General features: G+C 45.6%; 10 protein-coding genes. 8 read left to right on the top strand and 2 right to left on the bottom strand.

The window, feature by feature from the left end; all coding sequences use genetic code 11:
* Nucleotides 1–45: 45 nt before the first annotated feature.
* The 7 genes from PCH05_RS18480 (at nt 46) to PCH05_RS18450 (ending at nt 9,250) form a co-directional block, all read left to right on the top strand.
* Nucleotides 46–807, top strand: a complete 762-nt coding sequence (locus PCH05_RS18480; protein WP_127604562.1) for a hypothetical protein — start codon at nt 46–48, stop codon at nt 805–807.
* Nucleotides 808–908: 101 nt separating this feature from the next.
* Nucleotides 909–1,442: a hypothetical protein gene (locus tag PCH05_RS18475; protein ID WP_127604560.1), complete on the top strand. Its 534-nt coding sequence runs from the start codon at nt 909–911 to the stop codon at nt 1,440–1,442.
* Between the two features lie 1,093 nt (nt 1,443–2,535).
* Complete coding sequence (locus PCH05_RS18470; protein ID WP_127604558.1) at nt 2,536–4,320, top strand: sensor histidine kinase; 1,785 nt, start codon at nt 2,536–2,538, stop codon at nt 4,318–4,320.
* Nucleotides 4,317–5,390 carry a response regulator transcription factor gene (locus PCH05_RS18465; RefSeq protein ID WP_127604556.1) on the top strand — a complete coding sequence of 358 codons (1,074 nt, stop codon included), beginning with the start codon at nt 4,317–4,319 and terminating at the stop codon, nt 5,388–5,390. The genes PCH05_RS18470 and PCH05_RS18465 overlap by 4 nt, the downstream gene beginning before the upstream one ends.
* A gap of 166 nt (nt 5,391–5,556) precedes the next feature.
* A complete protein-coding gene (locus tag PCH05_RS18460) occupies nt 5,557–7,275 on the top strand; it encodes an extracellular solute-binding protein (protein ID WP_127604554.1) in 1,719 nt (572 codons plus the stop codon).
* 181 nt (nt 7,276–7,456) lie between these two features.
* Entirely contained in the window at nt 7,457–8,347 is an 891-nt protein-coding gene (locus PCH05_RS18455; protein ID WP_127604552.1) for an ABC transporter permease, read from the top strand.
* 15 nt (nt 8,348–8,362) lie between these two features.
* Nucleotides 8,363–9,250: a carbohydrate ABC transporter permease gene (locus PCH05_RS18450; protein WP_127604550.1), complete on the top strand. Its 888-nt coding sequence runs from the start codon at nt 8,363–8,365 to the stop codon at nt 9,248–9,250.
* Nucleotides 9,251–9,511: 261 nt separating this feature from the next.
* Here PCH05_RS18450 and PCH05_RS18445 read toward each other — a convergent pair whose 3' ends face one another.
* Nucleotides 9,512–10,303: a sensor domain-containing protein gene (locus PCH05_RS18445; protein ID WP_127604548.1), complete on the bottom strand. Its 792-nt coding sequence runs from the start codon at nt 10,301–10,303 to the stop codon at nt 9,512–9,514.
* 269 nt (nt 10,304–10,572) lie between these two features.
* Nucleotides 10,573–11,484, bottom strand: a complete 912-nt coding sequence (locus PCH05_RS18440; protein ID WP_127604546.1) for an alpha/beta hydrolase — start codon at nt 11,482–11,484, stop codon at nt 10,573–10,575.
* Between the two features lie 170 nt (nt 11,485–11,654).
* On the opposite strand from PCH05_RS18440, the gene PCH05_RS18435 reads away from it, so the two are divergent.
* Nucleotides 11,655–12,200 carry a TetR/AcrR family transcriptional regulator C-terminal domain-containing protein gene (locus PCH05_RS18435; RefSeq protein ID WP_127604544.1) on the top strand — a complete coding sequence of 182 codons (546 nt, stop codon included), beginning with the start codon at nt 11,655–11,657 and terminating at the stop codon, nt 12,198–12,200.
* Nucleotides 12,201–12,305: the final 105 nt, after the last annotated feature.

Here is a 12,305-nt window from a genome sequence, read left to right as displayed (position 1 = left end):
AGTAATCTGTAAGTATGGCCAAAGTGGGACAAGCATTTACAATATTTGGATGCTCAAGTAGCAGATCTCTTAAATGCAAATAGTGTCAATGAATCGAACTCGATTTCTCCTAGAATTAATCCTCCTCAAAGTAATAATATTTTTTGGTCTAGTTATCGACAGGATTGGATTAAAAATGGAGTTACATATGAAGTTCAACATCTAACTGCACAATCAACCAGTTCTCCATCATCATTGTGGGGAACGACTGTTGCTGTTTTACAAAATAGTAACTCTTTTGTGGCTGCATCCGAAAATTTAATGTTTACAGTAATGAAAACAGCGGGAGGAACCATATCTGATGGGGTGGGTATTGCAATATCATTTTATGACGCAGTGAAATCTTTTATTAGTGATGCAAATTTCACTAAAACTACAGTGGTAAACAATGTTAAAATCACCTATCAAACAAATCAATATCAATCTATTGATTTTATGTACGTTAAGGTAAAATCAAATAGTGACACTACTCAGAAATTAACTTTTGTGACTAATGAAGTTTCAGGTGACACTGCTGCACTTATCCCTACTTTTACTTATGGTCCTAATGGTGCTACCTCTGGCTCATCATCTATACCTGTAACTAAACAATTTTCATATAAAGCACCAAAACATCGGGATGGCTCGCAGGCAGTGGCCTCCTTTCTTGATCCTGTTTATCAGCCAGGTCAATCGTTTTTAAACGAGCTTCAAGTTACAGGGATTAAGGGTAACATAATACATTACATTCCCATGACTGTTAAAACTGAACCAGGTGCTCTTAATTAACTTTTTCAAAGAGCATAACAATCTTGGAATATTACAGGGTGTTATGCTCTTTACTTAATCTATTACGTATCAAAAGTTTATATTAACGGATGTGAAAATTCATGCCTAAATTACGATTATTTGTTATAGTTCTCTGTTTGTTACTTGCTGGTTGTAGCAAAAATCAAAATATGACGTTTGATAATATTAATCGTCAATTGGATGAAGCGTCTGGAACTGAGAATAATCTTTGGTTTGTCCCTGCCAACTTCAGTGTAAGTTCATTTGATATAAAGTATGGAAATAATAAACTCGTGTATACCTGGACATTTACATTTAACGAGAAATTTTATCAAAAATTATTAATCACAAAACCCCAATTATATTACAGATTACTTTTTCCAAAAGAAGTATCAAATATTCTTAAAGTTAAAGAATCCGATTATTTTCAACTTCAACCTATCGAGACTAATGGGAAAAGAAAGTACGCCATAGAATTACCTTTGAATATGGACAAAAAATTATCAGATGAAGAGATTGAGTTGATACGTAATAACTTGGATTATAATCTTATGATATATAATGAAAATTTTAAAGCAATTAGTATGCTTGAAATTAATAAACTTTCAACGGATAGAACAATTTATTTTAAATAGGTAGAGACTAGATTGTGGCATTATTACTTACTCTGCGCGAAACGACTGTCCCCCATAACCCAAATAGCAAATTTAAAAACTGAAAACGACCCGATTTTTTATATTTATTTCAATATTAAGATGAACCTATTTAAGGTGTCGTTGATTGCCTTCATTGCTTAAATACAATCCAACTATACTTTGATGGTATTTAGAAGGGTATGGGTGGATAGCAAAGTGCTAAAAATTGGCATATTATTAAATATTTGGGAAGGACATCCGTTTCCACACCCCGATTTAGTTTTCATGCTATTTTATAATAATCCGTATCGTGTGTATCGTGAAAACTCAATGTTTTCAACACTTATTCACATTTTAACCGGCTAAGTTCCCCTTCATTTTCCCCTATTTCATTCAATATAGTACAGGTCCCCATTAAGATCCATGTCGAAGGCATTGTACGCATAAGGCAAGCTGCATACCATTTTGAATTGCCCGTAGCATCATCTAAGGCCATTTAGTCTTTCCACCTAAGTTCTGATAAAATAACGTGTACGCTGTAGTAGAACCGTTATTTTTAGACAAGATAGGTAGGTACTTTCTGCCTAGAGTATAATAATTTTTGTCAAAATAATCAGTGGTTGTATTCTCTGGTAATGTAACAGTCCATTGGGGTTTAGGAAGTTCTGTGAAGTCAGCAGCAGATATAGAATGAGACAAAAATGTAGTCAAAATCGCAATCAGGGATAACCATTGAACCCGTAACATAAATTTTCTCATTAAAATATAATCCACCAGGGGCATGTAATATATAAGTAGTTACGGTGATTATAACATACACATTTGAACATTTTTCCTTATAACGTTATAAGTGGACGTAAAAGAAATATATTGCACCATTCGAAGAGTCAGAAGGGAACAATTGCTCAGGAGCAGCGAATTGTGGATTATACAGCCATGCTTCCCCTCCATACAAACACCCGCTCATTGAGCGGGTGTTTGCTTTTCCTGGTGATTAATATATTTGCAGTTCCACGCAGCTTCCCTCTTCATCAGGAAGGATAAACACGGTGAACAGCGAATATTGTTCCATACTTGTTGTGAGGTGGTGGAGGTGAAAGGCAATCGCTCGTTAAAGGCTGCCCGGAGTAAAAAAGGCTTCATGTCCATGCTGCGTCAACGGTTTGTTTTCTCCTCTCTTCGCAAACGAATTATGGTATTTTTGACGGTTGGCTTTACGGGATGCGCCGTCTTGATGGCGTCTGTCTCCTATAACGCGATCTACACGATGCAGCGCGATAAAATCAAAACCTCGATGGCTTTTGACCTGTACCAGCAAAGGTCGAAGCTGAATCAGATGTACAATAACCTACTTCAAGTCACTCAGCAAATGACGCCGGAAGGTACCGTGGGCAACCTGATGGAGACGTATATCTACACCGTCGACACTTACAGTCAGCGTCTTCTCTCCCGCGATATTGCCTACAATATTGGATTGATTACTTTTTCGAACCCGGCGATGGAGCTGGTCATGTATTACAATCCCGCAAACGGACAAGCCTCGTATTCGAATTTGCCGCTGCGCGGAGATTTCAAGCTGCAATCTCTGCCTAATGTCGCCGGGATGGAGGAGCTGAAATACCAGTCTCCGCATAAGTCTCTATGCCGGTTCAGCGATGATCTGGTCGTGTCGGTGACCAGGGAAGTTCGATTCTCGGACGGAACGCAGTTAGTCGTTTATGTGGAAGCCAGGACGGATATCCCCGCAGATATGAATTCACTTTCGGCAAGCTTGAATATGCCGTATGCGCTTGTGTTTACCGATACGGCAGGCTCGGTGACCTACAGCAGTAATCCGGCGGCTTTCGGGGCCGGAGAGCAGCTGTTGTTAGACGGGGAATCGGGCACGACTGGCGAATATGTATGGAACCGAACGACAGGCGATTATGGTTACAGCATGACGCTGCTTCTTCCCGTCTCCAGCTACAATCACGAGCTGTATACATGGAAAAACCATATGCTTTGGATTCTCGCCATTGCCCTCCTGATGATGTTTACCATCACGCTGTTATTGCGCAGGCTGATAAACAGGCCTTTCCGGTTGATTGAGAAGGAAATGAGAACCTTCGGCAAGGGTTACATGGGCACCCGGCAATATCATACGGGGATCGATGAATTTGACCGGTTATTCGATCAGTTTAATATGATGAAGCGGCAAATTCAGCAGCTGATTATGGATGTGGAGCAGAAGGAGAAGCGCCGGCATCAGCTGGAGATCGAGAAGCTTGCCTACCAGATCAACCCGCATTTTCTGATGAATACGCTGAATTCGGTACGATGGCTGGCGGCTATGCATAAGCAGGAGGAGATTGAGAAGTTTGTTTCCTCGTTAATTATTTTGCTGAACTATAACTTGGGGAAATCAGAGGAAACGGCCACCTTCCGGTCGGAAATACAGATTATGCGAACGTATTTGGAGCTGCAGCAGATGCGGCATGATTTTGAGGTGAACCTGAATATTGCGGAAGGGGCTTATCTCGATAGCCCTGTTGCGAGATTCATCCTGCAGCCCATTGTGGAAAATGCCGTCTGTCACGGGCTTGACGATAACGGCAGGCTGGAAATCATCGTTATGCCCGATGAAACGACGCAGCTGGTACGCATCATCATCCGCGATGACGGCAAAGGGCTGAGCCGGGAAACGCTGGCCTTACTGCAGCGCGACACGCCGGATCAGCAGCAGACGGGCTGGGGGATTGGGCTTCGGTATGTCCGCTCCATGCTGGAATCCTTTTATGGCTATAAAGCCCGGATGGTTATCGAAAGCACGCCGAATCAAGGTACAACAGTTACGTTAAATCTTCCTTATCTCCATCCCGGAAAGGAGAGAGCGATTTGATCCGTGTATTGATTGTTGACGACGACAAGCTTGCGCGCAAAGGCTTGATTTCGATTATGCCTTGGTCCGATCACGATATGATGGTGGTTGGTGAAGCGGCGAACGGCGCCAAAGCGCTGGAGTTTATGGAAACGCATGAAGTGGATCTGATGTTCGTGGATCTCTCGATGCCCGTCATGTCGGGAATGGAGCTGCTTCAAGTCACGCGCCAAAGATTTCCGGATCTGCGTTCCGTTATCTTATCGTTTCACGAAGAGTTTGAGAATGTACAGACCGCGTATCGTATGGGGGTGCTCGATTACATCTCCAAGGTGCGTCTGGAATCGGAGGACGACGAGCAGATTTTGCAACGGATCCGGCAGCAGTTAATAGGCGAAAGGTCTGAGCCTCCCGCCAAGCCTCCCGCCTTATCTGCGCCTGCGTCTTCCCTCGGGACAAACACCTGCTCACAGGAGGACGAAGAGTGGAGCAGGCTGGAGCAGGAGTGGCGCTCACACTACTGGCTCTATAATGAGTCCGTCTTCCAGCGCTTATGTAAACAGACTGTCGAAGCAAAAATTTCCTTCCGCCGTCTAGAGGGGCTGTTCATGCGTGTGCTGTCACAAATGGAAACCGTCTTCGATCTGGATACCGAATTCCGGTCGGATGCAAATGACGTTCGATCGGCTGTGGAATGGCTGCGCGATTACAGGAACCGTGTTTATGCGCAGGTTGCGGCATCCACCCATTTTACGAATACGACCACCAGCATTCTCAAAGCCGTATTGTTCATTCGCGAGCAGGCTTCCAATACGCTTCATGCCGAGAACGTCGCGGATCATGTGCATATGAGCCGAAGCTATTTTTGCCAATGCTTTAAGAAGCTGACGGGTTCGACATTCAATGATTACTTGAAGCAGGAGCGGATCCGGGCCGCCGAGCGGCTGCTGTGCGAAACCAATCAGTCGATCGCGTGGGTTGCTCATGCTGTAGGCTACAACGACTCCAAATATTTCTCCCAGCTTTTCTATGAACAGACCCGTCTCCTGCCCTCGGAATTCCGGGCCCAGTTTCATAGGGGGGATGACTGATTGCAATCTATCGAACAAATATCTACCTCGTTCCCGTCCCTGTCACAAAACACCGCACATCCGTCTGACTTTTTTTCTCCGCTTCCCATGTACAATGAGAAGGCAAGGAACGAAGCAATGGCTTACGAAGTAAGCATGGCTTCCCGATTCTTTAAGGAGGGATAAGATGAAAAGGAATATGGCAATGCTGCTCTCCGTCGTATTGCTTGGTCTTAGTTTGACGGCGTGTTCTTCTTCCAAGGATTCATCGAATGATTTGAAAGCGTCTTCAAATCCGGACACAAGCTCCGAAGCCCCGGCACTGTCGGGAGATGACCTGGCCTTCTCGAAATTTCCTAAACCTGTTGACGTTCACATCGGCATGGCGGTGGATCCGACAGACAAAACGCTGCCGGAAGGCGACAGCGTAAGCAACAACCAGTACACGCGTTACCTCAAGGAAAAGTACAACATCAATGTGATTGTCGATTGGACCGCAGCCACCGGCAACGATTTCAAGCAGAAGGTCAGCTTGACGATCGCATCGGGCAAGCTGCCTGACGGCATGGTCGTCGATGACCGCTCCTTCATGACGAAAGCGGCCAGCTCGGGACTGCTGTATGATATTACCGATCTGTTCCAGCAGTACCAGTCCTCGCAGGTAAAGGACATTATGGCGAGCACCGACGGCCGCGCGATGGAGAACGCCAGCTATAAGGGCAAGATGGTCTCGCTCCCGAACATTACGGTGGATACCGACGGCGTTCACGTCCTATGGATTCGCAAGGATTGGCTCGACAAGCTGCAGCTGCCGGTGCCAAAGACGACATCCGATATCGAAAAGACGGCAAAAGCATTTATTGATAACAAGCTTGGCGGGGACAAAACGATCGGGATCGCCGGACCTTCCAAAAACTCGTTCCCTTATTCCACGTTCCTTCTGTCCTCCAACAATATGGGCGGATTTGATCCGATTTTTGGCGCCATGGATGCGTATCCGGGCTATTGGCTCGACAATGGCGACGGATCGGTATCGTACGGAACGCTGACGGACAATACGAAAAAAACGCTCGCCTTGCTGGCGGATTGGTACAAAAAAGGGCTGATCGATCCCGAGGTGGGCACCCGTGACAACGTAGGCGATCCGATCAATGCCAATCAGGCTGGAATTTTCTTCGGCCCTTGGTGGAATGGCGGCTACGGCAACGGGGACTCCTTCAAGAACGATCCAACGGCGAACTGGCAGGCCTATCCGGTCTATTCCGACGATAATAAGTGGAATGCGCATATGAAGACGACAGGCAGTACCTACACCATTATTAGCAAAAACGCCAAGCCGGATGTCGTCAAGGCTATCCTCATCATGAACAATGCCCTGGTGCGCGATGAAGCGACCTTTGATTTATCTGTTGCTGTGGGCTGGTATCCGCTTCGCAACGTCATGGCCGCGGCCAATGAGACGGAATACGAATATGCCGAGCTTCTGAAAGTATTGAAGGGCGAGACCCAGCCCGAGGATTATAACAAGCCTAATAGCTTGTACAAGCTGATGTATGCCGATGCGAAAAAGGTGAAGGACGTCATTAAGGCTCCTTACGACGATTTGAATGTCAGCAACTTCAGCACGGCTAACTTCGGCGACTTCCAGCGCCTCTATTCCATCATGATCGGCGATCGTCCGTTCACAACGATTCCAATCGATAAGAAGGTGTACAGCGTCACCTACAACCAGACCCCGACGATGGAAACGAAATGGGCCAACCTGAAAAAGATGGAGGATGAGACCGTTCTGAAAATCATCCTCGGCCAAGCGCCGCTCGACTCCTTCGATAAATTCGTGAAGGATTGGAAGGCTCAAGGCGGAGACGAGATCACGAAAGAGGTCACGGAACTCTTGAAGAAGTAATGATGCGGGAGCTTGCGGGAGGCACAATGGTCACAAGTGCCTTTTGCAAGCTTTGCTATCCCTGCTAGATAAATTGAACTAAAGAAAGGGAAAGCACTTCGCCTGTATACCGGATGGAATGAAGGAGAATCGAGGTTAAACTTTAGTTCATTTTATATAGAGAGACGGGAGGTTAGCCGTAATGAGAAAATTGGGCCATCAGAAACACTATTATTTGATGCTGCTGCCGGGGATGGTCTGGCTTGTGATGTTCAGTATTGTGCCGATGTTCGGCATTGTGATGGCATTTCAGAATTATAATCCGGGAGCGGGATTGTTCAAATCCGAGTGGGTCGGATGGGCGAACTTCAAGTATATGTTTCAGCTGAATGACAGCAAGACGGTCATTCTCAATACCTTTATCATCGCTGTCGGCAAAATCGTGTTTAATTTGCTGGTTCCGCTCATCTTTGCCATTCTGCTGAATGAGCTTCGCAGCTTGCGCTACAAAAAGCTGGTTCAAACCGTTGTTTACCTGCCGCACTTTCTGTCGTGGGTTATTATGTCAACGATTGTGATCGGAATATTCGGCTATTATGGCGTCGTCAATACGGTCATCGGCATGTTCGGCGTGGACCCCAAGCTATTTATGGCGGATGCGGGCATATTCCGGCAGCTGCTCATCGGCACTGATGTGTGGAAGGAGTTTGGCTATAACGCGATTATCTACCTGGCGGCACTGACAGGCGTCAATCCCAATCTGTATGAGGCGGCTGCCATTGACGGCGCGAACCGCTGGCAGTTGATCCGGCGTGTCACGCTGCCTGCGCTGACGACTACGGTTGTATTGCTGGGCGTCTTGAGTTTAGGCAACGTGCTGAACGCCGGCTTCGATCAGGTGTACAACCTGTATAATCCGCTTGTGTATTCAACCGGGGATATTTTGGATACATGGGTGTACCGGCTGGGCTTGCAAAATCTTCAGTTCTCGCTGGCGACGGCGGCCGGACTGTTCAAGTCGGTCATCAGCTTTGTGCTCATATTCATATCCTATCGTCTGGCGTATCGCTATGCCGATTACACGGTATTCTAAAAGGAGGGCGCTGCATTGGTCAGAAATAAAACGTTAGGCTCACGGACGTTTGAAATTGCCAATATCATCGTCCTCGGCCTGTTGCTCATTAGCTGCGTATACCCGCTGTGGTACACCTTCTGTGTATCTATCTCCGACAAGTCCGCAGCGAATGCAGGTTTGGTTACCATTTTCCCTATCGGTTTTTCCTTATCGCCGTATAAGGAAATCATCAACGATCGCCTGTTCTTCAATTCGTTCTGGATTTCCATCCAGCGAACCGTGCTCGGCACAGGATTCTCCTTGCTGGTCACCGTATTAATGGCGTATCCGCTGGCAAGGCCTAAGAAGGATTTCAAAATGCGGAATACGTTCATGTGGATCCTTGTCTTCTGCATGCTGTTTAACGGAGGACTGATCCCGTGGTATCTGACGATCCAAAATTATCATTTGCTCAATACGATCTGGGCGTTGGTGCTTGGCGGAGGCGTGCCGGTGTTCGACGTGATCCTGATCATGAACTTCTTCCGCAATCTGCCGAAGGAGTTGAACGAGGCAGCCGTCGTCGACGGTGCCGGTCCTTGGTCAATTTTGTTCCGGGTGTATATTCCATGCTCCATTCCCGTGCTTGCTGCCGTCGCGTTATTCCTTAGCGTGTATCACTGGAACGAGTTCTTTAACGGCTTGGTGCTGATGAACACTTCCGATAAATATCCGCTTCAAACCTATATCCAGCAGCTTGTCGTCAACATGCCGGTTGGCACCAATCTAACCCCTGAACAATACAAGAAGCTGTCGGAGCTGTCTAACCGGACGCTGAATTCGGCCAAAGTATTTATCGCAATGGTGCCGATGCTGATCGTATATCCTTTTCTGCAAAAGTATTTCGTATCCGGTATTATGCTGGGCGCGGTGAAGGAGTAGGGTTTCGGATGGATCGCAAGGTAGGGGATCATGGTTTTAAAACAAGCCGTGGTTCGCTTCCATGACGTACTTCAAGAAAGAATCAAACCGTGAGCATCTTTTTGGATGGTTCACGTGTTTGATTCTTTTTTATTGGTTAAATGTGATGTGGAAACAGAGAAGTACTGGACAAAATTTAGCCAACTGCAAAAATGCCCCCTCTTAACCAAAAAATAGACCCCATCGCAAGGTACGGGGTCTTTTATACTGACGGTCAGTAAGTTAAGGCTCTCTATAAGCTGGCTGCATCATCCCGGAAGTAGGCTGATTCTCTGGGTAATCATCATATAGCGACTGAAACGATGGATGTATTTGTGCTTCCTCGGGCACTGCCGGCTGTTGATATGGCTGATCCACATACAGGATTCGGCGCTGAATTTGCATGAGCCCGTTCACGACGTGAAGCGCGATCCAAGAGATGACAAGGCCAACGCCTACGTACAGCAGATATTGCTGATTATAGGTCCAATCGATATGGAAATAACTAAACAAGCTATTTTCCAAAATATCAATCTGCATTTCATTCATCAAAATGATGTGGACGACCGGAAGCGTAATAAATCCCAGTCCTAGCGAAATCACCGTTACCATAATAACAAAGAAGACAATGCCTGTTACAAATCTCAGTACGACGAGCAGCAGGTTTCGAATGAATAGCGCACCGTCAAACCCTTTCACCATTCCCATGAACCAGTTCCGTCCAGCTTCAGGCTGTGGAGGGTAGGTATTCGAAGCAGCCGGATGCGGTAAACCCAAAATTTGTCTAATCATGCCTTGTTCAAAATTCACAATTCCATTCAGCAGCTTAGCTACTCCAAAAAACAGCGGTATTCCGATAAATATTGGAGTTAAACCGATGGATAGCGCAAGTCCCGTTATCGCTATTGTAAAATAGATGATCCCTAATGGGAGGGATAGCAATAAATAGAGAATCGTTGCATAGGTTTTTGGATTGAAAAACACCCAATGCACCTTGCCGTTTGGCGCCTTGGCAGGCGCTTCTTTTGCCTTCACATTTCAACACTCCTTTGACTTCATACGTCACGCTCTGAGATATAAATCCATTATATCCGCCTGATTTGCCTGACATAACCGTCTTGGGGAGTGTCTGAACCTAGACTTTAGCCTAGGATTTTTCGTGTTCAGATGAACGTATTGAAGCAAAAACGCTAATTTTCCGCAATTTTTTCTCTGTTTTTCGAAGGTATGTAGTTGGTTCGATCACGTTTATGGGAAATATAAAGGGGGTGTCTATTGAGACACCCCCATTTGCGTTCATTATATTACAGATTTTCTTTATAGAAAGCGCCTAATTTTTCAACGGCTTGATTCACGGGTTCCGGTCTGTCGTACAGGTCATAGTGGCTTGCTCCTGCAATAACGAACAAATCTTTTTTCTCAGAAGCTGCTCGTTTATAAAGCTCATGGCCATCCTTGTAGGATCCGAACGCTCCCTGTACATCACCAATAATGATCTGCAAAGGTTGGGTCAGCAGACTTTCTGCCAAGTGAAAAACATCAAAGCCGATGACGGAGCCCATGCTAGTGAATTTCAATTTGTTCGGAGAGTTAGGGCTCTGACCTCTTGGGGTTGTGTAGTAATCCACAGCTTCCACAAGGTCAATATCCGTCATACCAGCTTTTTCTCTTTCTGCCTGATTGCTAGGAATCCACTGTGTAATCATAGATTCGGCTCCGCGCGCTTCGGCCGTGCGTTGTTGGGCAATGGCTTCCAACACTTTGATCGGATCGCCTTCACGATTTACACGGCCGATATTCGCGCCGACGACGGTACCGACTGCTTTGATGCGACGCTCTGTCATGGCAGCATTTACAGCATATCCGCCTCCAGCACAAACACCAAGCACACCAATTCGATTCTCGTCGACATGGTCAAGCGTAGTCAGGTAATCCACCGCACATCGAATATCCTCAACACGTGCAGCTGGGTATTCGGCATAGCGAGGCTCGCCCTCGCTTTCGCCTTGAAAGGATGCATCGAATACAATCGTTACATACCCTAGCTCAGCAAGCTTCTCCGCATAAATTCCCGCCGTTTGATCTTTACAGCTGCTGCCCGGATGAACGCATACAATCGCGGGATTTTTCCCTTCAGCATGTTCAGGTGTATTTAGAATTGCGGCCACATGGAGCCCATGCGCATTAAATTGTACATTCTGTTTAGTAACGGTCACCGTTAAAACCACCTTTATATAAGATTTTATAATACACTTGTGTGTGTTAATTCACTTGTGTATATTTATATTAAAATATGGGATGAGCAGTTTCAATGACCACATGACGCAATGTGCGTGTTATTACACAAATGAACGAATATGTGTATTGAATGAAGGAGGACGGTTGTGTGAATAAAATAGACCGAAGAATTGTAAAGTCGCAACAGGCTATTCAATCGACATTTCTTCACATGTTGGAAGATGAAGAATTTGACGAGATCACGGTTAAACATATTACGGAGAGAGCAAATATCGGTCGGAAAACATTTTACCTGCATTATGTAGATAAATATGATTTGCTAGATACGATTGTGGATGACCATTTAGCTCAATTGCGCGAAATATGCGATCAGAAGCAAGATAAAGGTCTCATTGAAGGTACGGTTATATGGTTTGCTTATTTTGAACAGCATAAATCCTTTTTTGCCTCCTTGTTTAAAAGTAAGGGGACCTCGTCGTTTCGCAAAAAGTTTTTGTCTTTTACAATGGGGGAAATCGATAAAAAGCTGAATGCAGATGAGTATTCGCATCACAATGCCGATAAGCAAATTACTTTGAAATTTTTGGGGATGGCTGTAATCGGAGTGTTGGAATCGTATGTACTGGAAGAAGTTGATGGGGATATTGAAGCTGTAGCTGCGCAAGTAGGACAGCTTATGCAGAAACATCTCTAGACGGCTAAGGGCTCCCCTCGTCCGCATATGAAAACCCGTTGAGTGGGCAGTTGAACTCTATGGACTGAGATTCTTCCGGCATAATTACAAAATGGATGACATCAG

The organism is Paenibacillus chibensis (genome assembly GCF_004001045.1).
GTDB classification, from domain to species: domain Bacteria; phylum Bacillota; class Bacilli; order Paenibacillales; family Paenibacillaceae; genus Paenibacillus_AQ; species Paenibacillus_AQ chibensis.
This window is presented reverse-complemented; position numbering and strand designations above follow the sequence as displayed.

What these genes read in the sequence shown, in the direction of transcription:
- PCH05_RS18475 (WP_127604560.1), top strand. Translation starts at nt 909, where the DNA reads ATGCCTAAATTACGATTATTTGTTATAGTTCTCTGTTTGTTACTTGCT.
- PCH05_RS18460 (WP_127604554.1), top strand. Translation starts at nt 5,557, where the DNA reads ATGAAAAGGAATATGGCAATGCTGCTCTCCGTCGTATTGCTTGGTCTT.
- PCH05_RS18455 (WP_127604552.1), top strand. Translation starts at nt 7,457, where the DNA reads ATGAGAAAATTGGGCCATCAGAAACACTATTATTTGATGCTGCTGCCG.